The sequence below is a fragment of the Xenorhabdus innexi genome (genome assembly GCF_002632485.1).
Classification (GTDB): Bacteria; Pseudomonadota; Gammaproteobacteria; order Enterobacterales; family Enterobacteriaceae; genus Xenorhabdus; species Xenorhabdus innexi.
In genome coordinates this window covers 55,702-80,552 of the sequence record NZ_NIBU01000002.1, presented here as the reverse complement: position 1 = coordinate 80,552, position 24,851 = coordinate 55,702, and the positions used below count along the sequence as shown (strand labels likewise).

Sequence of the window (24,851 nt, the reverse complement as noted above, 5' to 3'; positions counted from 1 at the left end):
CCTTATGCAATAATATTCAATTGCTTACCGATACGTGTAAATGCATCCACTACATGTTCAATTTGTTCTTCAGTATGAGCTGCGGAGATCTGAGTACGAATACGCGCCTGACCTTTCGGAACCACCGGATAGAAGAAGCCAATCACATAGATACCTTCTTTCAACAGTTCAGCAGCAAACTCCTGTGCCAGTTTTGCATCCCCCAACATAACAGGAATAATGGCGTGATCAGCGCCTGCCAGTGTAAAGCCAGCCGCAGTCATTTTTTCACGGAACAGATTAGCGTTTCTCCAGAGGCGCTCGCGTAGCTCGTCTCCATCTTTCAGCATATCCAGAACTTTGATAGATGCAGCAACAATCGAAGGAGCAAGGGAATTGGAGAACAAATAAGGGCGTGAACGCTGGCGCAACCACTCTACAACCTCTTTACGAGCTGCGGTATAACCACCGGATGCACCACCCAAAGCTTTACCCAGTGTACCGGTGATGATGTCAACGCGTCCCATGACATCACAGTATTCATGAGTACCACGGCCATGTTTGCCAACAAACCCTACTGCATGGGAATCATCAACCATGACCAGTGCACCAAATTCATCCGCCAAGTCACAGATGGATTTCAGATCAGCGATAACACCATCCATTGAGAACACACCGTCCGTTGCAATCAGGATATTCTCAGCACCTTCAGTTTTCGCTTTCTCAAGCTGCGCTCTCAGTTCCTGCATATCATTATTGGCATAGCGATAGCGTTTTGCTTTACACAAACGAATGCCATCAATGATGGAAGCATGGTTCAAAGCATCTGAAATAATCGCATCTTCTGGCCCGAATAATGTTTCGAACAGGCCACCGTTAGCATCAAAACATGAAGAGTAGAGAATGGCGTCTTCCATGCCTAAAAATTCGGCGATTTTGCTTTCTAACTCTTTATGCGAGTCCTGCGTACCACAAATAAAACGGACGGATGCCATACCAAAACCATGGCTGTCCATTCCTGCTTTTGCAGCCGCGATCAGGTCAGGGTGATTAGCCAACCCTAGGTAGTTATTGGCACAGAAATTAATGACATTATTACCATCAGCAACGGCAATATCTGCATCTTGGGCAGAAGTAATAATACGTTCACTTTTGAACAACCCTTCCGCATGGGCCTGTTCCAATTGCTCATTAATTTTCTGATAAAACGAAGCTGACATCTTTCTCTCCTGATTACCTGAATAAGTGAAGTAATAAAGCATGATGTATTCTACTTATAGATATCGCCAGTGACGACAGAGAGAAAAGAGATAATATCAAGTTTGTAAAGCGGATCACGGCCTGAAAACTGAGATGCTACAGGATTTCAGGATATTCCCCTATATCAGCAGCTGTCGTCAGTAGGGTTAAGTGATATGATACGCTCCAAAGTAAAGCGAACTGACTATTTAGAGGTGGGCCAAATGATTATTGTCACTGGCGGCGCAGGGTTTATTGGCAGCAATATTGTCAAAGCACTGAATGACGAGGGCTACAAGGATATTCTGGTTGTTGATAATCTGAAAGATGGCACAAAATTCGCCAATCTGGTTGATCTGGATATCGCCGACTATATGGATAAAGAAGATTTCATTGCCAGCATCGTGGCAGGTGATGATTTGGGCGATATTGATGCTGTTTTCCATGAAGGTGCCTGTTCTTCCACTACAGAGTGGGATGGAAAATATATGATGGACAATAATTATCAGTACTCTAAAGATGTACTGCATTACTGTCTTGATCGGCAGATCCCATTCCTGTATGCCTCTTCCGCCGCGACTTACGGTGGTCGCAGTGATAATTTCATTGAAGAGCGTCAGTACGAAAAGCCTCTCAATGTCTACGGTTACTCAAAATTTCTGTTTGATCAGTATGTCCGCGATATTCTGCCACATGCAGATTCTCAAATTTGTGGTTTCCGTTATTTCAATGTTTATGGACCACGGGAAGGGCATAAGGGCAGTATGGCCAGTGTCGCTTATCATCTAAATACTCAGATTAATCAGGGCCAGAATCCGAAATTATTTGCAGGCAGCGAGCATTTCCGCCGCGATTTTATTTACGTTGGTGATGTTGCTGCGGTAAATCTATGGTTCTGGAAGAACAGCGTTTCCGGCATTTTTAACTGTGGAACCGGACGTGCCGAGTCTTTCCAGGCTGTTGCTGACGCAGTTACCGAATTCCATAAAGAAAAATCTCCAGCCGTAGAATACATTGAATTTCCAGAAAAATTAAAAGGTCGTTATCAGAGTTTCACTCAGGCTGATCTGACAAAACTTCGGGCTGCGGGTTATGAAGCATCATTCAAAACCGTTGCTGAAGGTGTTACCGAATACATGCAATGGCTTAATCAGGATAATTAATCGACCTTTATGAAGATATTGGTGATAGGCCCATCCTGGGTCGGTGATATGATGATGTCACAAAGCCTCTACCGTACCTTGAAGGCTTTGTACCCCGATGCAGAAATTGATGTGATGGCACCGGAATGGTGTCGCCCATTATTGGCAAAAATGCCGGAAGTTAATCAGGCGCTGGCAATGCCGCTGGGGCATGGAGCACTTGCCCTTAGTGAGCGCCGCCGTCTTGGGCTGGCACTGCGTGAACGTCAATATGATCGCGCTTATGTCCTTCCCAATTCGTTTAAATCTGCTTTGGTGCCTTTCTTCGCCAATATCCCTCTGCGTACAGGCTGGCGTGGTGAAATGCGCTATGGTTTGCTGAATGATATCCGTACCTTGAATAAGAGCGCCTTTCCGCTCATGGTTCAGCGTTATGTGGCTCTTGCATATGACAAAAAAACTATACGCAGTGCTGAAGATCTTTCTTCTCCCCTGCTATGGCCTCAATTATCTGTTAGTGAGCAAGATATTGCAGAATCAACCGCCGCGTTTAATATCAACGATCATCGGCCGGTTATCGGTTTTTGTCCCGGCGCAGAATTTGGTCCGGCTAAACGCTGGCCGCATTATCATTACGCCGCACTTGCTGAGCAGTTGATCACGCAAAAAGGCTATCAGATATTGTTGTTTGGCTCTGCCAAGGATCATGAAGCCGGTGAAGATATTCGCACACTTCTGAGTGAAGTAGCCCGCAAACATTGCCTCAACCTTGCAGGGCAGACTTCTCTTGAACAAGCAGTAAATATTATCGCGGCCTGTGATGCTATTGTTACCAATGATTCAGGTTTAATGCATGTCGCAGCAGCACTGAACCGTCCACTAGTGGCCTTATATGGCCCGAGTAGCCCTGATTTCACCCCGCCTCTGTCAGATAAAGCTGAAGTGATCCGCCTGATTACGGGCTACCATAAAGTCAGAAAAGGCGACAGTGATGGTGGCTACCATCAGAGTCTTATTGATATTCAGCCAGAGCTGGTTTTAACCTCACTGGAGAAACTTTTACAGGCGGAGAACCAGCGTTAATGCGTGTTTTACTGGTAAAAACCTCTTCGATGGGCGATGTGTTGCATACCCTACCCGCATTAACAGATGCCGTACAGCACATACCGGATATTAAATTTGACTGGGTCGTTGAGGAGGGTTTCGCCCAAATACCCACTTGGCACAGTGCAGTTGAAAATGTCATTCCGGTTGCCATTCGTCGTTGGAGAAAAAACTGGTTCAAAAAAGATATCTGTGAAGAACGGGCACATTTCAGGAAACGATTACAACAACAGCAATATGATGTCATTATTGATGCTCAGGGTCTGTTAAAAAGTGCTTTTTGCGTGACACGATTGGCATACGGCCCAAAACATGGCTATGACAGAAAAAGCATTCGTGAGCCACTTGCCAGTTTTTTCTACGATCAGCGCCATTCAGTAAGCAAACAGCAACATGCGGTTGAACGCATCCGTGAATTATTTGCAGATAGTCTGGGGTATCAAAAACCAGTAAATTCGGGCGACTACGCTATTGCCTGTCACTTTTTGCAGCAGCAAACTGAAATCAAAGATGATTACCTTGTCTTTCTGCATGCTACCACCCGTGATGAGAAACACTGGCCGGAAGAACACTGGCGGCAACTTATTGCAGAAATTCAGCCTACGGGTATGAAAATCAAACTGCCTTGGGGAGCTGAACATGAACACCAGCGAGCACTGCGACTGGCAGATGGTTTTTCCCATGTTGAAGTGTTGCCAAAACTAACACTGGCAGAAGTCGCACAAGTTCTTGCTGATGCAAAAGCGGTGGTATCTGTTGACACCGGATTGAGCCATCTTACAGCTGCGCTTGACCGTCCGAATATCACACTGTTTGGCCCGACAGATCCCGGATTGATTGGTGGATACGGAAAAGAACAGCATTCTCTGAAGTCAGTGGATAATACGATGAAAAGTATTAAACCATCAGAGGTTATGCTGTTCTTGCAGGATGTGTTAAAATAACGAAAATGTCTCATACCAACAGTTTTTGTATTCAAATGTAAAATTCAATATTATGTCGAAATTTTAAATTGAGACGCTTTTATAAAAAAAATTAATTACTTTCTTATTCAAAATAATATGACAGTAAGTTTAATACACTAAAATCAATTTCTAAAAATAAAGTTAGGTATATATATGATTTTTTCAGATAAAAGTGATGTTACTATAGTAATCACAAGTTGTGGAAGATTTTCTCTCCTAACAAGAACTCTTCAATCATTAGATAAGCATAATACTTATCCAATTAGAAAAGTCATAATTACAGAAGATTCAGGAAATAAAAAAATTTTAGAGGTGATACCAAAACATTGGCAACCCTACTGTGAGATAATAATAAACAACCCAAAACTTGGGCAAATCAAATCTATAGATTTAGCTTATGAAAAAGTAGATACAAAATATATCTTTCACTGTGAAGACGATTGGGTTTTTTATAGAGATAACTTTATCGACGATTCACACATACTCCTTGAAAAAAGACATGATATTTTGCAAGTATGGTTACGTGATTTTGATAAAGATATAAAGATTAATTATCCTTTTCATTATCCTTCTAATCCTCAATCCATCTCTGGAGTCGATTTTTCTGTGTTAGAAAGCAATGATGAAATCTGGAAGGGATTTAGCTTTAATCCGGGATTACGCAGAAAAAGTGATTACTTAAGAATAGCTCCTTACTATGTTGGGAAAGACTTTGACGAAGCGGAAGCACATATTTCAAGACTATATTATGAAAAAGGAATGTATGCCGTTATATTAACGAATAGTGCTACAAAACATATTGGTTGGGATCAACATGTTATTAATAAAAACGATATTCTCCGTAATAGAAATAAAAAAATAAAGAAAATTAAATACTTTTCACTAGGCTTTATTTCAGGTTGCATATTAACTTTTATTACCATAACTCTTATGAAATAACCCCTCATTATAATAACCCAATCTCCTTTCAAAGGAGCTTGAGTTATTATATTATCCAAATTATAATATTATGTATATTTATCAATTGGACATTATAAATGCATGAAAAATAATATTTTGTCAATTATTATTACCGCACACAATATAGAGAAATTAATACCAAAATGCTTAGATAGCATTGAAGTACTTATTAATAATAATTATATAAAAAATATGGAAATATTATTGATTGATGATAAATCATCAGATCAAACAGGGGAATTAATGTCAGAATTTTCCAAAAAAAGCAATCACATAAATTATATACGGACTGAATTTAAAAATATAGGAAAAGTTAGAAATTACGCTATTAGTCTATGTACTGGTAAATATGTTACTTTCATAGATGGCGATGACACCATACCAAATTTTAATTTTAACTGTCTGATTAGTTTACTAAAAAATAATTCACCTGATATATTGTTGTCAAAAATACATGAAGTCCATAATAAAAATAATTTATTAGAGTCATCCAATTTTAATCCTCCGGTAAAATTAACAAAAAACAATGCAATTAAGCAATTTTTAATCCATAAGAAATTTCAAGCTCACTTATGGGGAAAGGTATTTAAAAAAAGTCTATTCAATGAGATAAAAATACCTGAAATATCATGTTATGAAGATTCTTATGTATTCCCTAAATTATTAGAGAGCAGTAATAACATATATTATACAAATTCCATCATATATAATTACATAAAAAGAGAAAACAGTTTATCTATGGTGATTGATTCAAAAAAATCTAATATAATGGCTGATGTAATCATAGAAATGGATAGTGTTTTTGGCAAAAAATATAGACATTTAGTTGCTACTCATGCTATAGACCATATATTAAAAAATGGAAATTTTATTTCTAATAAGAAAAAATTAACTTTATTTAATCTCATTAAAAAGGTAAACAAAATATCTTATTTATTAGATATAAATATCAGACTAAGCTACAAAAGAAAACTATTTAAACTTTTATTTTCAAGATCAAAACTCAACAACCACCGACTAAAGTCGGTGGGTTAGTGATTAACGGACTGAAAGTCCGGATACGCATCGGCTGAACGATGCGTCAATTATCCAGCCTGAAGTTATCATTCGGGTTGGGTTCAAAATGATGTTCCAGATAGGCCTTTATCATCTCTTCCGTTAACTGGCCTACCGTTGCACAAAAATAGCCTCTACCCCAAAAATGCTGACCCCAGTAGCGCTTTTTCAGGTGAGCAAACTCTTCAAACAACTTGCTCGCTGTCCTTCCCTTTATTCGCCTCATGATTTCTGACGGCGCTAAGCTCGGAGGACAACTGACCAGTATGTGTACATGGTCTTTGCTCACGACACCTTCGACTATCCTGATTTCAAAAGCTTCACAGGTCTGACGAACTAGCTCTCGCACCCGTAGGCCAACTTCACCTATCAGTACTGGGTACCTGTATTTCGTTACCCACACGAAATGATACTCAATCTGAAATACCGTGTGGCTGCCATATCTGTAATCCATATTGCACCTCTCGTGCAACAGAGTATCGCAGCTAAAGCTGACCGACTAAAGTCGGTGGTTTTAACCTTTCACATGGAAAAATAAAAATTACATAATGTAGCCAACAAGTTTTTTATTATTTTGAAAATTAGTTATACTAATATTTATTCTGGTGTAAAACCTAAATCATGATAATATATTTATCGTTAAAATTCACTTTATTAAGTTATTTATGAAAATATTCGTTATTAATTTAGCACAAGATGTAGAACGAAAAAAATCAATGCAAGAACAACTAAAAAAGTTAGAGCTAGATTTTGAGTTTATAAGTGCTGTTTATGGGAAAGACTTAACTGAAGAGCAAATTCAAGAAAATTGTCCCAATTTTTATGAAATGACACTGACTCTTGGTGAACTTGGATGCTCACTAAGTCATTTAAATACATACAAAAAAATAATAAAACATAAAATACCTATATCTCTCATTTTAGAAGACGATGCAAGCCTTGATGACAATTTAACAAATGTATTATCATGTCTAGAAAATCACCCTATGGCTATAAGTTCAAAGCCTTATGTGTTTTTATTAAGCCAAACCAATGAATATTTTGACTCATTTAAAAAAAATTTGGATAATACTCATCATATTGTTAGTGTAATTGATGCTGCATGCACTCATGGTTATGCCCTGAATCTAGCGGCAGCAAAAGTACTATATAACCACTTATTTCCTGTTAAATTCGTCGCTGATGAGTGGAAAATGTTACGAGAGCAAGGAATTGTTAAATTAAAAGGAATAGTTCCTCCTGTAATTACTATTTCATCTCATGGAGAATACTCCTCAATTGGGAAAAGAACATGTTTATTAACAAATCTAGATAAAATGAACAGAAAAAAAAATATACTAACTCAAATAAAATTATCTTTATGGCGAATTTTCATTCGAACTTGGTTAAAGAAAATTAGGCCTTAGTTTACTTACCAGCATTAAATGTAGGCGTTTGTAGTGTTAAAGCTAATTTAATCATGAATAAGTACTCCATCTACCAAACGCCTTCAGTAGAAAAATCCTTAATCACATACAAATATCCTAAAATTTTATTTGTATTTAAAATATAATCTCTGATTTTAATTCATAATATTCTGCCAATGTCATCCCTTGAACCAACGGTTTCAAAAAATCAAACAATACTTCTAAATCCTGATAAAGCATTTCAATTTGCTCTTCATTTTTAAAAGTCGGGCTTCCTCCGGGCATAAACTCTGATGAATGCAACATAAACTCAACATAATCATTACCAGATGCCAATGTTTGCTGGACTACTGTTTTCATCTGCTCCAAGTTACCACCTTTAGGACGCAACCAATGAACGGATGGTGAACGCTGTTTTCCTCTCAAATGATCATATTTTTGTTTAAAAAAATTCATGATCGGAGAGTGTTTATACTGAATACTCATTGGTACTTGCAGTAATGAAGAGTCACCTTCTTTGGAAATATCCTGCGAATCCATAAAATAAGCATGAGATGGAAAATGACTATAATCTGTTCCACCATTTCCATTAGGATCACCTTTAGTAAAACACCAGTTAACTTTTGGTGTAACAGAACAGTCTACCTGATAACCATATTCGACCAGCAATTGAGCATAATATTCATTAAATGCCCAACGACCTGCGCGATGACTCAGCATCTTAGTCTGAAGTTTTCCTTCAAGAAGATTTGTCATTAAATCAATTTTTGCTTTTATCTGATCTTTAGGATATTCAATCAGATAAGGTTTATAATGCATATCATCATCTGTCAAAGGCACGATGGGTGGATTATTCCAGGCGTGCAAATGCATTCCTATTTCGCCTGTGTTTCTGGCAATCACATCCTTAGCAAATTCGATATAGCTATCATCCATTGCCATTTCATAGTTAGTTAACCAGACAGGTTTGAATCCAAAGCGCTCGCAAAGGCTTTGAAATCTGGGCAGATACTGAGTGTTTTGAGTCGAAATTTTATCACTGTTTTGCCAAAGGTTATCACCTTCAGTATCAATTGTTATGATGAATGCGGGCTGAGTCATTAAATATGTACCAAAATATGAGTAAATAAAGAACAAAGAAATACTTCTTAATGAATTAAAACCTATCTACTATCTATTCAAGTTTTAATACTCTGAATCTTGCTATTGTTCAAGCAAAGATAAATATTGTTTAACAACGACTTTCTGATCAAATTTCTTATACATTTCTTTTGTAATAACAGGTGGATTAAAATAAACCAAACGCATTTTATCAGCCAATGACTCCGAAGTAAGTTCAGACTTATATTGCTCCAATTCCCCAACCAGAATCTCACTGACGCCCCCCGGGCAATTTGTACTGACGACCGGAGTATCGCAGATCAAAGCTTCGATCAAAACATTTCCCAGCCCTTCGCTGTCTGAACTCAGTACAACAGCTTTAGCTTCACGTATCACAGGCAACGGATTTTCTAAAAAACCAATTAACTGCACTCTGAGCTGTAAGCCAAGTTCCTCTATTTTTTGTTTAATTACATTTGTCGCGTTCTCATCACCCTGACCTGCAATTAGCAATTTACAGGGAAGATCTGCTTTGGCAAATGCCTCCAGCAAACGGTCATGACGCTTTACACTGTGAAAGCGACCAAGGTGGATAATATAATCCTGACCTGAATAGGGATTATTTTCTAATGAATTCAACTTAATTTCAGCAATATTGAATGGGTTATAAATCGTGACCATTCTTCGTGCTATAATTGATAGATTTTCTTTCAAATCAGAAGCAACTGCATCAGAAACACAAATCAGATTACGATCCTTATAGACACGTTTAATTTTATGTTGCTTAAACCAACGCGCCAAGCCCGTTTTACCCTCAAGATAAGATTTAGAAAATACGCCATGAATACAAAACCATACATTCATATTAGCTAATATTTTTGATCTGGCTACTATGCGATCGGTTTTATGTAAATTAGAGATTACTAACTTAGGCAGTCCTTTTTGTAGAAAGATTTTTTCCAAAACTCTATCCATAGATTTCACTCTACGGAAGATCTCAGTCTGTCTTCTAAAAGGACCGGTATATTTGTCAGCATCAATAACTAAATCAACATGGTCAGGAATAGGATATTCACATTGTTCAGATAACGATAACAAGGTGATAGTAAAACCTTTTCGTTGTAATTCTCGGCACAAGCGTACAACGACATTTTCGGCCCCTCCTCCCGGCAATCCATCAATGATGAACAGGATGTGTCCACTCATAGGGAAAGTACCTTGTTATACAGATCAGTAAGCTGTTGAGATAAATAAGCAGGTGTATAGGCCATTATCTTTTCTTTTGCCGACATAGAGATTTTACTGGTTAAATGATCTGAAGGTACTAAAAAAATAGCTTCAGACAACGCCTTAATATCCAGAGCATCACATACAAAACCATTTAATCCTGAATCAATGAACTCAGCCCCACCACAGGTTTTGCTGGTTATAACAGGTAGACCACAAGCCATAGCTTCTAAAATAACATTTGGGAAAGGATCATATAATGTTGGTAATAATAGACCATCTGCCATCTGATAAAAAGGTAATGTCTTTTTTTGAAGGCCTAGAAACAGGATGCGAGCATGACAGCCAAGAGAGTGAGCTAACTGTTTGTATTTATCCCCTTCCTTATCCTGTCCAATTACAATCAGGTAGGCATCTGTCATACTGATTGCTTCAATTGCCGCCTTCAAACCTTTTCGCTCAAAACCTGAACCAACATACACAAAACATTTAGCCTGTGCCGGGACAGCATATTGTTGCCGTAGTACAGCTCTTTCATTTTCTCCGGCAGGAAAAAATTGCGTCTGATCAATAGCATTATAAATGACAGAAATTTTCTCTTCCGGCAGATCAAAGTCTGCCATAATTTCCTGTTTGACCATCTCAGAATTACAAATAACTTTCTTCAATTCTGGTGACGAATACATGCTTTTTTCAGCATCCATCACATAGCGGTGATAACGACTGGCAAAAAGCAATTTACTCTTCCAGATTGGCAGAATTCTTGATCTTTGTTGTAACCAACGTTGATGTACACCATCACCAGCTCGGTAAATATCACAACCTGCTATTCGTTCATGGCTCTGGACAATATCAAATTGTTCCTTATGCCAAATAGCTCTCGCTGCATCAGCAAACCCCTTCTCACGACTAATACGCCCCCATTTAAAAGGGTCAGCTAAATGCACATTCCAGTTCGGATTGGTATCTCCCTGCCAGGAACGCGTAATAACATTTAGTTCCAGATTTTCATTATCCAATGCGTCTAATGCTCTGGAAATAAAACGTTCAGCACCACCATCAGGGCGATATTTTTGTCGGACAATAGCCAAGCGCACAGGTTTCATGATAAATATCTCCGAGCCGTTTCAATCACCACATTTGCCGGAATCGCGCTTAGATACCGAGCATCAGTTTTGGTATCAATATCATCAGGCTCCGGTAAGTTCCCGTAGTCTCCGGCCCAAATCACTTCCCCATTAACTTGCCATGGGCGCCAAAAGACTAACTTAGATGGGCCAAATAACGCAATACAAGGTGTTTTCAATGCAGCAGCCATATGCATAGGAACAGAGTCAACACCAATAAACAATGCCGCATGATCAATCAGGGCTCCCAATTGTGGCAATGTTATCTTGCCAGCTAAAGAAACGATATTATCCTGAGGACAGGCCGATAATACTCGTTCAACCATCTCTTTTTCCTGTGTATCAGTCCCTGACGTTACTACAATGGCATGCCCATCAGCCTGTAATGTATTAATGGTCTCACTGATTTTATCTTCATCCCAGCATTTGAAAAACCAACGGGAGGCCGGATGAATAACAACATACTTCTGATGAATCCCGCCAATATGGAGAAGGTTAAAGATTTTCTTTTTATCCTCATCACTATAACTCATAGTGACATCAAAATTAGTAACAGGAAGATTAAGTGGTTTTAATACCGATAAATTCTGCTCAACAACATGCAGAGATTCTTCCCCTTCAGTAGAAGCTAAATCCGTAAAACAAGCCTTCCACAACAGGTTCTGTCGCTTAGGAAAATCAAACCCTATACGTCGTGCCGAACCGGTAAACGAAGAGATCAAAGCGCTACTCCACTGATCTGCCAAATTGATAACGAGATCATACCTTCGATTTTTAAGTTGACTTAATAAACTCCAATAATGGGAGATTAGGGCTCTTGTACCTTCTTTTTTCCACTGCCGATCTATGGTAAAAATATTGGATACATAATTAAAATTCAATAACATAGGTTCTGTTTCTTTGTAAATCAGAACATCAATTTCCACGTCAGGATAATTATCTTTCAGAGAATTAATAACGGGAGTGATAAGTAACGTATCACCATGATGTCTGAGTTTAATGATCAGAATCTTTTCGTATTGAGTATTTTTTTTTCTCATTACATTTCCAATGATTATCATAAAGCAGATAGGCAATTAAATTATATTCCAAGGGCAACAGGCTCTGACCTTATACTCTTACATCTTAGATGTTGAAAGCTGGATATAACTCATAAATACAACAAACTGATCCCTTTATCTTTTTAAGGGAATATGGACAACATATCCGCATTTTGCACACTTTCTTCAAACCAATGTGATACTATACCCACAGTCTATTTCAGTGAATTTGATAGAATGTTGCTTCGCTTATATCAGGTACTTCTTTACCTCATCCAACCTATTATCTGGTTGCGCCTGTTACTGCGCAGCCGTAAATCTCCGGCATACCGTAAGCGCTGGAGTGAACGCTATGGTTTCTGTGCTCAGAAAGTTACCCCGGGAGGCATATTACTCCATTCTGTTTCAGTCGGAGAAACATTAGCTGCAATTCCTCTCGTCAGGATATTACGACACCATTACCCTTTTCTGCCAATCACTGTGACAACCATGACACCAACCGGTTCAGAAAGAGTGCTTTCTGCACTGGGGGCAGATGTTAATCACGTTTACCTGCCGTATGATTTGCCGGGCTCTATGGGGCGCTTCCTCGATAATATCAATCCCAAGCTGGTGATTATTATGGAAACTGAGCTATGGCCTAACCTAATCACTCAACTGCATCAGCGTGGAATACCACTGGTCATTGCTAATGCCCGTCTTTCAGCCCGTTCCGCCACCGGGTATCAGAAAATCAGCAGTTTTATCAAAACTATTCTGAATAAAATAACACTTATCGCAGCACAAAATCAGGAAGATGGTGAACGTTTTATTGAATTAGGGTTGAAACGTACCCAACTGGCAGTCACTGGCAGCCTTAAATTCGATATTTCTGTCACACCAGAATTGGCAGCCAAAGCTGTTACACTTCGCCGCCAGTGGGCTGCACACCGACCAGTCTGGATCGCAACCAGTACCCATGAGGGTGAAGAGTCGATTATACTGGATGCTCATCGCGATTTATTAAAACAACATTCTGATTTACTGTTAATTTTAGTTCCACGCCACCCTGAGCGCTTTGCCAAGGCAGAAGAGTTAACACGACAAGCAGGCCTAACGTCAGTACTAAGAAGTTCCGGTACCATACCAGATGCTAATATTCAGGTTGTTATCGGCGATACGATGGGCGAGCTGATGCTTTTATACGGTATTGCTGATTTGGCTTTTGTCGGAGGCAGTTTAATTGAACGCGGTGGCCACAATCCTCTGGAAGCAGCCGCTCATGCTATTCCTGTCATAATGGGACCACATACATTCAATTTTAAGGATATCTGTGCCAAGCTGAATAAAGCTGATGGGCTTATCACTGTTACAGATAGCCAATCCTTAAGTAGTGCAGTTAACAGCCTGCTGACAGATGAAGATTACCGCCTTTATTACGGTCGTCACGCAGCCGAAGTTTTACATGAAAATCAGGGTGCGCTGCAACGCTTGTTAAAATTACTGGAACCCTACCTTCCTCCACGGAGCCATTAATGAGCGCGAGAAAACGCCTGTCCGTTGTGATGATTGCCAAAAATGCCGCTGACTTGATTGGTGATTGCCTGCTATCTGTGGATTGGGCGGATGAGATTGTCGTTCTGGATTCTGGTAGTACCGATGCAACTTGCCAGATAGCCAGAGAAATGGGTGCGGAAGTTTACACCAATACACAATGGCCGGGCTTCGGCCGCCAAAGGCAACTGGCTCAATCCTATGCCAGCGGTGATTACATTTTCATGATTGATACAGATGAAAGGGTCACTCCTGAGTTAAGGGCTTCAATTGAGCGGGTTCTAGCCGCACCTGACGATAACAAAGTCTATGCTTGTGCGCGCCTCAATCTCTTCATGAACCGATTTATGAAACACAGTGGCTGGTATCCTGATAAGGTCTCCCGCCTTTATTGCCGTGAACGTTATCAATATAACGATAATCAGGTTCATGAATCACTTGATGCTCAGGGTGCGCCTGTCGTGACATTAAAAGGCGACTTACGCCATTTAACCTGTCGTAATCTGATGGAATTCCAGCAAAAACAACTGAATTATGCAAAATACTGGGCCAAACAGCGCTACGAACAGGGTAAAACTACACGATATTCTTCTATTATCGGCCATACTCTGGGTGCATTTTTTAAAACATGGCTACTAAGAGCGGGTTTCCTTGATGGTAAGCAGGGATTAATATTAGCTGTTGTCAATGCTCAATATACATTCAATAAATATGCAGCACTCTGGGAACTCACCCAAGCAGAGAATCAAAGGCAATGAAAAGAAAAGCAATTTATCCCGGTACTTTTGATCCTATTACCTACGGTCATATTGATATTGTGACTCGTGCAGCTAATATGTTTGACCATGTTTTGCTCGCTATCGCCAACAGTGACAGAAAAAACCCGATGTTCACTCTTGAAGAACGCGTCGCACTGGCGACAGAAGTTACTTCGCATTTAGATAATGTTGAGGTCGTCGGATTCAGTGAATTGATGGCAAATTTTGCTAAAAAACAGCAGGCGACGATTTTAATTCGTGGTGTTCGTTCAATTTCTGATTTTGAATATGAATGGCAACTTGCCAATATGAACCGGCATTTTATGTCGGAGTTGGAAAGTGTTTTCTTATTACCTTCTCAAAATTTATCCTTTGTCTCATCATCCCTGATTAAAGATGTTGCCCGTCATGATGGTGATGTTTCATCATTCCTGCCAGAGCCGGTTACACAGGCAATGTTGAAGAAGCTAGGGAATTAATCTTCTCAGGGGACTTCTGAGTCCCCCACCATTCAGCCTGAAAACACAATTAATGCTGGCACTGTCGGCAAAAAAATGTACTTCTTTGCCCCAATTTTATGCTTTCAATTTTTTCTCCGCACATTGGGCAAGGCTCACTTTTCTTACCATAAACAAATAACTCCTGCGCAAAATATCCCGGCTTTCCATCCGATTGCAGAAAATCTTTCAGTGTTGTTCCTCCCTGCTCAATGGAACGAGCTAATATCTGCTTTATTGTATCAGCCAGCAGATATGCTTCTTCCAGAGTCAGTGAATGCGCAGGACGCTCAGGTAAAATGTGCGCAACATACAAAGCTTCATTAGCATAAATATTACCGACACCAACGACCACTTTGTTATCCATGATCCAAGGCTTAATCGCCGTTCTCTTGTTGCGGGAAAGGGAATAAAGATATTCACCATCAAACACATCTGACAAAGGTTCAGGGCCTAAATGCGCCAATACAGAACATTCTTCCAGATTCTTACTCCACAACCAAGCTCCGAATCGCCGTGGGTCGGTATAGCGAAGAATTTTGCCATCTGCCATCACTAAGTCGATATGGTCATGTTTTGCAGGAGGAGAGTCATGTAGCAGAATACGTAAACTGCCGGACATCCCCAGATGAACAATAATCCACCCATCAGATAATTCGATCAGCAGGTATTTTGCCCGACGCTGCACACTGATTACACGGCTATCCGATAATTTCATAATCTGTTCAGAAACAGGCCAGCGCAAACGTGAATTTCTCACTTCAACATAATGAATCACATTTCCGGCCAGATGTGGCTCAATTCCCCTGCGACTGGTTTCAACCTCTGGTAGCTCCGGCATATTTACTCCTTGAATAAACTTTCTACAGTACCTATTTCAACAGATTATAATGGCGTTTTCATGTACTATTTGCGGTCAGATTCAGTTGAGAAAATAAACATCATTTATTCTCAAGAAAGTTTTTTCTCTATCTCCCGCATAATTAATTTTGCACGCTGATCCCAATTAAAATGCTCCTCGACTAATCTCTGGGAATTTTCTGTTTTGAGTACTATTTCATGAGGATTATCAATTAATAATTGAATCTGTTGAGCAAAACTTTCTGCATTTTCACTGTGGGCAAAACTCACTGACTGTTCGTCGACAGCGTCGCGAATGGAAGGAAAATCAGAAATAACAACCGGTTTTCCCATCGCCATATATTCAAAAAGTTTAAGAGGGGAAGTATAACGGCTACCTATGCTGGTTTTTGTCAGCGGCAGGATGCAGATATCATTGTCTGCAATAACCTGAAAACGATCTTTAGGGTGGATAAAACCCATAAAATTGACTCTGTCACTAACACCAATCTGTTGCGCTACAGATTTTAAATTTTCAATCTGCTCACTATTCCCACCAGCGACATTCAATACCGCATTATTCAGGTAGCACATTGATTTCATGGCCGTCGGTACACCTTTCCAACGGTGAAGGCTCCCCAAATACAATATCTGTGTTATTTCTCCTTGCTGATATTGTCTGCCAGAAGAGAACACTCTGGTTTCTTCCACTGCCAACATATCAACACCATCAGGTGCAATAATAATCGGCGTTTTTACACCATATTCGGTATAAATGTCATCACGCAGTAACGAAGTCAGCACAAAAACAGCTCTGGAATGTTGATAAACGTGCTGTTCAATTTTTCGCAGCTTAGAATACTTACGTTTATTAGAATATCCGTCCAAATCATGGGATTCTTTAAAAGACTGAGAAAAAATCTCATGACTCTCAAAGAAATGTGGAATATTTGGGTGCTTACGTAACAGGTAATTAGCCATCTTAATATTGCGAGTAAAAATGGCATCTACATGATTCTTTTTCAACCAACAGGAAACCTGAAGATAAAATAATTTTTGCGTATTGACAGGGAAATACCATTTACGACGGATATCATGTAAAACAATTAATTCAACGGAAGAAGGTAATTTTCTGCCGAGGATCTCCTCGACATTATTCTTGCCAGCAGGTGTAATCAGACAAACCTTATGTCCCTGACGAGCAAAGGCATCCACATTCTGCAAAATTTGCAGTGAAGCAACCCGAAAATCAGGTACAGGGTAAGGATCAATATAAGCTATCTTCATTATTTTTTTATAGTATTTAATAAGCGGTTTGCAGAATGCTCCCAGGTATACAAACTTTCTATTCTCTGACGAGCACATTTCCCCATGTCTTTTCCTTTGTCCGGTAGCGACATCAGATGATTAACTGCCTCGGCAATAGCCGCTTCATTACCCGGCGCGACCAGAATGCCAGACTGGTTCTCATTTCCCACTACTTCAGGTATGCCACCGATATAACTGGCAATAACAGGGCGTCCACATGCCATTGCCTCTGCGATAGTAATACCGAATGCTTCATCACCAATACTCGGAAATATTCCGGCATCCCCTGCAGCATAAAACTCAGGCAATTGATCATGACTCACAGGAGGATGAAAAATAACGGATTGTTCTAAACTTAACTCTGCAACTTTTCTTTCCAGCCGCTTTAGCTCTTCACCAGCACCGATAATTAATAGCTTAACATCCTTATCACGTAACAAAGCCATTGCCTTGATAGCAATTTGCATACCTTTCCAACCGACTAAACGACCGGCAAAAGTCAGCAAAAACGTATTTTCATCGATCCCCAGCCTGCCCCTGACATCAGAATGAGCGGGCTTAAATTTATCAATATCTACTCCATTGTAGATAATATCTGGAAACTGTTTGAAATGATGCTGGATCTGCCAGCCGTTAAAATGGCTACAGGCAACCCAGGCTGATATCTTTTTCCCTAATAGCCGATCGCCTTTAAAAAAGCTGGTTCCCCCACTCATATAGCAAAACTTAGTACGGGAATGAGTCGGCATCATTCTGGGCCAGAAAAAATCAAACGGCTTTGTAAGTATGACCCAATCAAAGTTTTCAGCAATCACCGTCTCACGGGCATGGCGGGCAAACGAGTAACGCTCAACAATACGCTGAAAACGGCGACCGATATTAATTACACGTTCTCTGGGGATAAAGGGAAAAGTGTGGACACGAATATTCCGATCGCCTAACTCAGGCTTAATGTTGCCTGTTCCTCCGAAAATATGGATCTCATGCCCTGCATCAGTCAAAGCCTTCGCCAGCTCCCAAACTGCAGTCTGAATACCCCCATAGGACATCGTCACAGTGACATCAATAAACCCTATTTTCATCGTTTTCATTATCCTTTTATTGGGTTTCCAATATGCTTTTCACTGATTGCCAGACCTGTTCCACTGATATATCTGACATATGATCTTCGTGAGTTTCATAATGATGAATTATAAAATTACCCATTCAATAAACTGGCTTAAAAGAGCTTTCGTCAAAGCTATTTAATTTGTATCGTTCAAATCAACTATCAGTTTTGCTTTAATATAATAATTTGTTCTGTATTTGATAAAGCAAAGATAAAAGCATAACTCCCTATTCTCTGCCACTTGCAATAAATATAGATGTCATTTTATCCAGCATATTATCCATACCAAATGCATACGTTGCCCGTTTCAGAGAAGCTTCTCCCATCTGTAAACGTTGATCAGCATTTTTCATCAGAAAATCTAATTTATCCGTTAGCTGTTCAACACTCTTAGGTTCGATAATATAACCTGTTTCATCATCAATCACAGCCTCAGAAATAGCGCCAACCGATGTAGAGATGACCGGTAAACCACACGCCATTGCCTGCATAATACCTTGTGGAACACCTTCGTTACCAAAGGAAGGCAATGCAAAAATATCCATTGAGTTTAAGCAGTCCGGTACATCCTGCCGATTACCAAGAAAAATAACACTATCTGCCAGACCTTCCTGCTTCACTCTGGGTTCCAGATTTTTTCGCTGTGGTCCGTCACCGACAAACAGTAATTGCCAGTCCGGATAGCGTTGATGAAGTATTTTCCAGCTATCCAACAGATAACGATGCCCCTTCCAGGTTCGCATTGTTGCCACAATCCCAATTGTCGGTTTATCTGCAATTCCAATACGTTGGCGGCATGTCTGTTTATTTTCTGGATGAAAACGGGCCAGATCAATGCCTGTTGGTACAGATGTCATATGGGATAACGGGTAACGGTTATTGATGTGCAGGGATTGGCGTAACTTTTCCCCGGTCGTTACGATATGCCGACAGGATTTTAAATAAAGCCAGCGGGTCGCAATAGAAGTTGAAACAGTGGTTGAAACATGTCGGGTTCGGACGATAGGCCGCATTCCCTTTAATGTGGCACTCGCCGCAGCAACCAGCCAGGAATCCGTCGAACTGTGGGTGTTAATAACATCAAATTGGCGGCCTTCAGCCTTTAACCAACGGCGCATTGCTGTAAAACATGAGAAACGTTTTTTTTCAATCGGCAACGCTACCACAGGCACACCATAATGGTGAGCCTCACGATAAAGTGTAGAGGTAGGACAACAAACGATAACAACATGATGCCCGCGACGCATCATACCTTGAGATTCCGTCAGAATACGAATCTCCTGCCCTCCCCAGCCACACGATGATTCTGTGTGTAAGATATTTAAGGTTTTTTCATTCATTTTCAGAGCGATACCTGACGGTTCATATATCAAAAAACGTTAGTATAACTGAACAGCAGCTTACGTTCACGGGTAACCGTATCTGTCTAATATATGAAGATTCCAAATACATCAGGCATAAAAAAACCCAGCAATAGCTGGGTTTTTTCAATCCACTAAAATTATTTGATTTTAGCTTCTTTGTACACTACATGCTGACGAACAACTGGATCAAATTTTTTCAGTTCCAGTTTTTCAGGCATAGTGCGCTTGTTCTTCGTAGTGGTATAGAAGTGACCAGTACCAGCAGAAGAAACCAGCTTAATTTTATCGCGAATACCTTTAGCCATTTTTCAGCTCCTTAGTATTTCTCACCGCGGGCACGCAGTTCAGCAAGAACTGTATCGATACCCTTTTTGTCGATCACACGCATACCTTTAGCAGATACACGCAGAGTTACAAAACGCTTCTCAGACTCAACCCAGAAACGGTGAGAGTGCAGGTTAGGCAGAAAACGACGCTTGGTCGCGTTTAGTGCGTGAGAGCGGTTGTTGCCACTCACAGGACGCTTGCCAGTAACTTGGCAGACTCGGGACATGTCTATTCTCCAAAAATCAATTCAGCTCGAGCTTTGTATTGGGTATGACCGCCTCGTCAGGCTTAGGAGCCCATCTCAGCAAATTTTCTTTACTGATGAAAAACGTTGCTGAAAAGACTCACATTCTCTCAGCAAAAAATGCACTGAGATAGGCTCTTCTCGCCAAACCCAAGATCCTCAAAGGTGGCGTAGTATACGCCCTCATTCGCTGATGCTCAAGTCCCGAACAGCTAAGATCTGATCGGTTCGTATAAAAACCGTATTAAATCCAACCTCTTTCTGCAAATGAAACACAATTTTGTTTGCCAATAACAATATGATCCAAAACTTTAACTCCGATTAAATCACAGGCTTCAATGATTTTTTCTGTTACCAATTTATCTGCCAGACTGGGTTCCGGATTACCGGAGGGGTGATTGTGAGCCAAGATAATTGATGCTGCATTCACTTTAACTGCCTGTTTCACAATTTCACGCGGATGGACTTCAACTTTGTTTATCGTTCCTTTAAACATTTCATCATGACAAATAACTTTATTCTGATTTGTCAAAAACAGTACGACAAAAATTTCCCGATCCTGCCAGGATAATAAATCCTGCAAATAATTTTGCGTCGCAACCGGGCTGCTCATCACATCTTCATGGATAAATTGACTGGAGAAGAAACGCTTTGCCAGTTCAGACACCGCCTGTAACTGCACGTATTTGCATAATCCCATACCTTTATGTGAACAGAAATCAGCATAATCAGCTGAAAGCAGATGATACAGGGAACCGAATGATTGCAATAAATTCTCTGCCATTTGCACAACAGGTACTCCTCTGGCGCCTGTGCGCAAAAATATCGCTAACAACTCTGCATCTGTCAGGGCAACTGCACCATATGCCAGCAGTTTCTCCCGGGGAGCAAGATCTGAATTCACTTCATCGTTTTTTTCCACCATCGTGATATCCATTCACTCCCCCTTATCTATCCATTGTCAGGCCATTGTTTGATGAACAACTATCGTGACGCATACTGCCGATACTCACATCGCCAATATCTCATGATGAAAAAACAACCGCCAGCGCCATGCTTATGCTTTGCGTAACGCTTCGCAAACTTGCCATTTGGCCATAGCAAAACAGAGCGGTTCTCAACTCCGTATTCTCAGTACCTTATTTTCTTATGATAGAATCTTGGTAATCGTAACTTACAGGTGGACAATCAGAATGGCAGGACTTTCCGGCAACGAACTTTCTGGTAAGCATATTGTGCTTGGTATCAGTGGAGGTATTGCTGCTTATAAAACAGCTGAACTGGTGCGTCGTTTACGTGATCGCGGTGCACTGGTGCGCGTAGTGATGACACCGGCAGCAGAAGCTTTTATTACCCCTCTTACATTACAGGCCGTCTCAGGCCACCCAGTTTCTGATGATCTTTTAGACCCGGCAGCAGAAGCCGCAATGGGGCATATTGAACTGGCAAAATGGGCTGACTTGATTATTCTTGCTCCTGCTACAGCCGATTTACTGGCGCGCCTGAGTGCAGGCATGGCAAACGATTTAGTAACAACTATCTGTCTGGCCTCCGCAGCACCTCTGGCGGTTGTTCCTGCCATGAACCAGCAAATGTATCGTGCACAAGCCACCCAGCATAATCTCAGCATATTAAGAGAACGTAATGTGCTGATTTGGGGCCCGGATGAAGGAAGTCAGGCCTGTGGCGATGTGGGGCCGGGAAGAATGATTGAACCGATGGAGATTGTCGAACGGGCAACACAGCACCTCAACCCTGTCAGAGATTTGATGGATCTTCAGATCACAATTACGGCTGGCCCGACGCGTGAGGCATTAGACCCTGTCCGTTTTATGACTAATCATAGCTCTGGAAAAATGGGGTTTTCTATCGCACAGGCAGCAGCCGAGCGCGGGGCGGAAGTCACATTAATTACGGGACCTGTTAATTTACCTACCCCTCTGAATGTCAAACGTATTAACGTCACCAGCGCACTGGAAATGTACGAACAAGTACAGGAAACCGCAGCATCACAGCATATTTTCATCGGTTGTGCCGCCGTTTCTGATTACCGTTTCAAACATACTGCAACTGAAAAAATCAAGAAACAGGGTGACGAGATCACCTATACATTAGTCAAAAACCCTGACATCGTAGCGAGTGTTGCAGCAATGGAAAAACATCGTCCCTTTGTCGTTGGATTTGCAGCCGAAACCCAGAATGTGGAAGAATACGCCCGCGGAAAACTCAGCCAGAAGAATCTGGATCTGATTTGCGCGAATGATGTATCGCTGGCTGAACACGGCTTTAACAGTGATACCAATGCATTACAGCTATTCTGGCATGATGGCAGCATTAATTTACCGCACAGTAGTAAATTACAACTCAGTCACCGCTTATTAGACGAGATATTCAAACGCTATGATGAAAAAAATCGACGTTAAAATCCTTGATCCCCGCATCGGGCAAGAATTTCCTTTACCGACTTACGCTACTCCTGGCTCTGCGGGTTTAGATTTACGTGCTTGTCTGGATAATGCTGTGGAACTGGCTCCCGGCCAGACCGAACTTCTGCCTACAGGAATAGCTATCCATATCGCGGATGAGCAGTTGGCAGCTATCATTCTTCCCCGCTCTGGTCTGGGCCATAAACATGGCGTAGTGCTGGGTAATCTGGTCGGGTTGATTGACTCTGATTATCAGGGGCAACTGATGGTTTCTGTCTGGAACCGTGGAGATAAAACCTTCATAATTGAACCCGGTGAGCGCATCGCACAGATGGTGATTGTTCCTGTTGTTCAGGCCGAGTTTAACTTAGTAGAAGATTTTGAAGACAGTGAGCGTGGTAGTGGTGGTTTTGGTCATTCCGGTCGTCAATAATTTTCCCAACACCTGATACCATCAACCAACTTTTATATTTTTGCCCATCTTTGTATGGGCAAAATGTATATCCCGTCAATTTCGAGTTGCGATTTAGATATTTGCTGTCTTAGCAGGGGTATTACCAGAAATGGCAGAAAAAGAACGTACAAAAAAGAAAAACAGACGTGAAGAAATCTTGCAGGCACTGGCGCATATGCTTGAATCCAGCGATGGCAGCCAGCGTATCACAACAGCAAAACTTGCTGCCAATGTCGGCGTTTCTGAAGCAGCACTTTATCGTCATTTTCCAAGCAAAACCCGGATGTTTGACAGTCTGATCGAGTTCATTGAAGACTCTTTGATTTCACGTATCAATCTCATCTTACAGGATGAAAAAGAAACGATCCCCCGACTCCGGTTAATTCTGATGCTTATTCTGGGCTTTGCCGAAAAAAACCCGGGGCTGACCCGCATAATGACAGGCCACGCCCTGATGTTCGAACAGGACAAGTTACAAAATCGCATCAACCAGTTGTTTGAACGCATTGAAGTACAGCTTCGCCAGATCTTAAAAGAGAAGAAAATGCGGGATGGTCAGGGTTTCAGTTATGATGAAACCGTGCTGGCATCACAATTACTGGCTTTTTGTGAAGGAATGCTCTCTCGCTTCGTTCGCTCCGAGTTTCGCTATCGGCCAACGAAAGAATTTGAAGTGCGCTGGCCCTTAATATTAACGCAATTACAATAAATCACGCTTACCACTTTTCATGATAGAAATATGATAACAGGCGTTTTTTTACATTAATTTGTGTTAACATGTTTCGGCTAACTGAGTTGACTACTCAATCACTCAGTAACTACTCACCCCGCCCACAATTGGGCGAGGGATTTTTTTTAGGCTGTTATTAATCGACAGAACCTATCAATCAGATGCCATACTCACTACGATAAGCTTCTACTGCTTCCAAATGAGGCTGCATTGCTGGATTTTCCCGCAGGTACGTAATCAAATCATTTAAGGTAATGATAGAGAAGACCTGACAATGGTAATCACGTTCAACTTCCTGAATTGCTGAAAGTGTTTCCCGTCCTCGCTCCTGACGATCCAGACACAAAAGAACCCCTGATAGTGTTGCACCATGTTGTTTGATGATCTCCATCGATTCACGAATCGCAGTGCCGGCTGTTATTACATCATCTACGACCACGACTCTGCCTTGCAGTGGACTACCGACCAGCGTTCCGCCTTCCCCATGATCTTTCGCTTCTTTACGGTTAAAACAATAAGGCATATCAATATCGTGATGTTCCGCCAATGCCACAGCGGTTGTCGTTGCGATTGGGATGCCTTTATAAGCTGGCCCGAACAGCAGATCACACGAGATGCCACTATCCTGCAATGCCGCAGCATAAAAACGACCAATCAATGCCAAATCGCGCCCGGTATTAAACAGACCCGCATTGAAAAAATACGGACTCTTACGACCGGATTTCAGCGTAAACTCGCCAAATTTCAGCACTTGTTTTTTCAGTGCCAGTTCAATAAATTCGCGCTGATAGGCTTTCATGGGTTTCTCCTTTTGTGCATCATTATCATTCTTATTGCCATTGTTACTGACATAAACTTTTACTGAAATAAAAAACTACAGGCATAAAAAAGGCGACTCTTCAGCCGCCTGATTTAT

26 protein-coding genes are annotated in these 24,851 nt (G+C 40.9%); 12 read left to right on the top strand and 14 right to left on the bottom strand.

What is annotated here, in order from left to right; translation table 11 throughout:
* Window positions 1-2: 2 nt before the first annotated feature.
* Complete coding sequence (gene kbl, locus Xinn_RS01155; RefSeq protein ID WP_086954903.1) at window positions 3-1,199, bottom strand: glycine C-acetyltransferase; 1,197 nt, start codon at window positions 1,197-1,199, stop codon at window positions 3-5.
* Between the two features lie 243 nt (window positions 1,200-1,442).
* Between kbl and rfaD the strand changes: the two genes are divergently transcribed.
* From rfaD to Xinn_RS01130, 5 genes are all read left to right on the top strand, one after another.
* Window positions 1,443-2,381, top strand: a complete 939-nt coding sequence (rfaD, locus tag Xinn_RS01150; RefSeq protein WP_086954902.1) for an ADP-glyceromanno-heptose 6-epimerase — start codon at window positions 1,443-1,445, stop codon at window positions 2,379-2,381.
* Window positions 2,382-2,390: 9 nt separating this feature from the next.
* The gene (gene rfaF / locus Xinn_RS01145; protein WP_086954901.1) at window positions 2,391-3,443 is read left to right on the top strand and encodes an ADP-heptose--LPS heptosyltransferase RfaF; all 1,053 of its coding nucleotides are present in this window, start codon (window positions 2,391-2,393) and stop codon (window positions 3,441-3,443) included.
* Window positions 3,443-4,408 carry a lipopolysaccharide heptosyltransferase RfaC gene (gene rfaC / locus Xinn_RS01140; protein ID WP_086954900.1) on the top strand — a complete coding sequence of 322 codons (966 nt, stop codon included), beginning with the start codon at window positions 3,443-3,445 and terminating at the stop codon, window positions 4,406-4,408. The genes rfaF and rfaC overlap by 1 nt, the downstream gene beginning before the upstream one ends.
* A gap of 174 nt (window positions 4,409-4,582) precedes the next feature.
* Window positions 4,583-5,368, top strand: a complete 786-nt coding sequence (locus Xinn_RS01135) for a glycosyltransferase family 2 protein (protein ID WP_086954899.1) — start codon at window positions 4,583-4,585, stop codon at window positions 5,366-5,368.
* A gap of 102 nt (window positions 5,369-5,470) precedes the next feature.
* Window positions 5,471-6,424, top strand: a complete 954-nt coding sequence (locus Xinn_RS01130) for a glycosyltransferase family 2 protein (protein ID WP_099137589.1) — start codon at window positions 5,471-5,473, stop codon at window positions 6,422-6,424.
* Window positions 6,425-6,470: 46 nt separating this feature from the next.
* Here Xinn_RS01130 and tnpA read toward each other — a convergent pair whose 3' ends face one another.
* Window positions 6,471-6,899, bottom strand: a complete 429-nt coding sequence (gene tnpA / locus Xinn_RS01125) for an IS200/IS605 family transposase (RefSeq protein ID WP_086956872.1) — start codon at window positions 6,897-6,899, stop codon at window positions 6,471-6,473.
* Window positions 6,900-7,110: 211 nt separating this feature from the next.
* On the opposite strand from tnpA, the gene Xinn_RS01120 reads away from it, so the two are divergent.
* The gene (locus Xinn_RS01120; protein ID WP_099137588.1) at window positions 7,111-7,851 is read left to right on the top strand and encodes a glycosyltransferase family 25 protein; all 741 of its coding nucleotides are present in this window, start codon (window positions 7,111-7,113) and stop codon (window positions 7,849-7,851) included.
* A 135-nt stretch (window positions 7,852-7,986) separates the two neighbouring features.
* Here Xinn_RS01120 and Xinn_RS01115 read toward each other — a convergent pair whose 3' ends face one another.
* The 4 genes from Xinn_RS01115 to rfaQ form a co-directional block, all read right to left on the bottom strand.
* Window positions 7,987-8,952: a polysaccharide deacetylase family protein gene (locus tag Xinn_RS01115; RefSeq protein ID WP_086954896.1), complete on the bottom strand. Its 966-nt coding sequence runs from the start codon at window positions 8,950-8,952 to the stop codon at window positions 7,987-7,989.
* A gap of 102 nt (window positions 8,953-9,054) precedes the next feature.
* A complete protein-coding gene (locus tag Xinn_RS01110) occupies window positions 9,055-10,158 on the bottom strand; it encodes a glycosyltransferase (RefSeq protein ID WP_086954895.1) in 1,104 nt (367 codons plus the stop codon).
* The gene (locus Xinn_RS01105) at window positions 10,155-11,285 is read right to left on the bottom strand and encodes a glycosyltransferase family 4 protein (RefSeq protein WP_086954894.1); all 1,131 of its coding nucleotides are present in this window, start codon (window positions 11,283-11,285) and stop codon (window positions 10,155-10,157) included. The genes Xinn_RS01110 and Xinn_RS01105 overlap by 4 nt, the downstream gene beginning before the upstream one ends.
* On the bottom strand, window positions 11,282-12,346 hold the full coding sequence (gene rfaQ / locus Xinn_RS01100) for a putative lipopolysaccharide heptosyltransferase III (RefSeq protein WP_086954893.1): 1,065 nt from the start codon (window positions 12,344-12,346) through the stop codon (window positions 11,282-11,284). Before rfaQ ends, Xinn_RS01105 begins: the two co-directional genes overlap by 4 nt.
* A gap of 237 nt (window positions 12,347-12,583) precedes the next feature.
* Here rfaQ and waaA point away from each other — a divergent pair, with 237 nt between their 5' ends.
* Genes waaA through coaD form a run of 3 tightly spaced genes read left to right on the top strand, consistent with a single transcriptional unit; the run spans window position 12,584 to window position 15,116 of the window.
* Window positions 12,584-13,861, top strand: coding sequence for a lipid IV(A) 3-deoxy-D-manno-octulosonic acid transferase (gene waaA / locus Xinn_RS01095; protein WP_086956548.1), 1,278 nt, complete (start codon window positions 12,584-12,586; stop codon window positions 13,859-13,861).
* Window positions 13,861-14,637 (top strand): glycosyltransferase family 2 protein, encoded by a 777-nt coding sequence (locus Xinn_RS01090; RefSeq protein WP_086954892.1) that lies wholly within the window; start codon window positions 13,861-13,863, stop codon window positions 14,635-14,637. Before waaA ends, Xinn_RS01090 begins: the two co-directional genes overlap by 1 nt.
* Window positions 14,634-15,116 carry a pantetheine-phosphate adenylyltransferase gene (gene coaD, locus Xinn_RS01085; RefSeq protein WP_086954891.1) on the top strand — a complete coding sequence of 161 codons (483 nt, stop codon included), beginning with the start codon at window positions 14,634-14,636 and terminating at the stop codon, window positions 15,114-15,116. Before Xinn_RS01090 ends, coaD begins: the two co-directional genes overlap by 4 nt.
* Window positions 15,117-15,165: 49 nt before the next feature.
* On the opposite strand, the gene mutM is transcribed toward coaD, so the two are convergent.
* The 7 genes from mutM to radC all read right to left on the bottom strand — a co-directional run bounded on the left by mutM (window position 15,166) and on the right by radC (window position 21,262).
* The gene (mutM, locus tag Xinn_RS01080; protein WP_086954890.1) at window positions 15,166-15,975 is read right to left on the bottom strand and encodes a bifunctional DNA-formamidopyrimidine glycosylase/DNA-(apurinic or apyrimidinic site) lyase; all 810 of its coding nucleotides are present in this window, start codon (window positions 15,973-15,975) and stop codon (window positions 15,166-15,168) included.
* 110 nt (window positions 15,976-16,085) lie between these two features.
* Window positions 16,086-17,261, bottom strand: a complete 1,176-nt coding sequence (locus Xinn_RS01075) for a glycosyltransferase (RefSeq protein ID WP_086954889.1) — start codon at window positions 17,259-17,261, stop codon at window positions 16,086-16,088.
* Window positions 17,261-18,364, bottom strand: coding sequence for a glycosyltransferase family 4 protein (locus tag Xinn_RS01070; protein ID WP_086954888.1), 1,104 nt, complete (start codon window positions 18,362-18,364; stop codon window positions 17,261-17,263). Before Xinn_RS01070 ends, Xinn_RS01075 begins: the two co-directional genes overlap by 1 nt.
* A gap of 253 nt (window positions 18,365-18,617) precedes the next feature.
* Window positions 18,618-19,730, bottom strand: coding sequence for a glycosyltransferase family 4 protein (locus Xinn_RS01065; protein WP_086954887.1), 1,113 nt, complete (start codon window positions 19,728-19,730; stop codon window positions 18,618-18,620).
* 161 nt (window positions 19,731-19,891) lie between these two features.
* Window positions 19,892-20,059 (bottom strand): 50S ribosomal protein L33, encoded by a 168-nt coding sequence (gene rpmG, locus Xinn_RS01060; RefSeq protein WP_086954886.1) that lies wholly within the window; start codon window positions 20,057-20,059, stop codon window positions 19,892-19,894.
* Between the two features lie 11 nt (window positions 20,060-20,070).
* Complete coding sequence (gene rpmB, locus Xinn_RS01055; protein WP_038239873.1) at window positions 20,071-20,307, bottom strand: 50S ribosomal protein L28; 237 nt, start codon at window positions 20,305-20,307, stop codon at window positions 20,071-20,073.
* Between the two features lie 262 nt (window positions 20,308-20,569).
* Complete coding sequence (gene radC, locus Xinn_RS01045; protein ID WP_086954885.1) at window positions 20,570-21,262, bottom strand: RadC family protein; 693 nt, start codon at window positions 21,260-21,262, stop codon at window positions 20,570-20,572.
* 256 nt (window positions 21,263-21,518) lie between these two features.
* Here radC and coaBC point away from each other — a divergent pair, with 256 nt between their 5' ends.
* The 3 genes from coaBC to slmA all read left to right on the top strand — a co-directional run bounded on the left by coaBC (window position 21,519) and on the right by slmA (window position 23,914).
* On the top strand, window positions 21,519-22,748 hold the full coding sequence (coaBC, locus tag Xinn_RS01040) for a bifunctional phosphopantothenoylcysteine decarboxylase/phosphopantothenate--cysteine ligase CoaBC (protein ID WP_086954884.1): 1,230 nt from the start codon (window positions 21,519-21,521) through the stop codon (window positions 22,746-22,748).
* Complete coding sequence (gene dut / locus Xinn_RS01035; RefSeq protein WP_086954883.1) at window positions 22,726-23,184, top strand: dUTP diphosphatase; 459 nt, start codon at window positions 22,726-22,728, stop codon at window positions 23,182-23,184. The genes coaBC and dut overlap by 23 nt, the downstream gene beginning before the upstream one ends.
* A 130-nt stretch (window positions 23,185-23,314) precedes the next feature.
* The gene (gene slmA, locus Xinn_RS01030; protein WP_086954882.1) at window positions 23,315-23,914 is read left to right on the top strand and encodes a nucleoid occlusion factor SlmA; all 600 of its coding nucleotides are present in this window, start codon (window positions 23,315-23,317) and stop codon (window positions 23,912-23,914) included.
* A gap of 178 nt (window positions 23,915-24,092) precedes the next feature.
* On the opposite strand, the gene pyrE is transcribed toward slmA, so the two are convergent.
* Window positions 24,093-24,734: an orotate phosphoribosyltransferase gene (pyrE, locus tag Xinn_RS01025; RefSeq protein ID WP_086954881.1), complete on the bottom strand. Its 642-nt coding sequence runs from the start codon at window positions 24,732-24,734 to the stop codon at window positions 24,093-24,095.
* Between the last annotated feature and the right edge of the window lie 117 nt (window positions 24,735-24,851).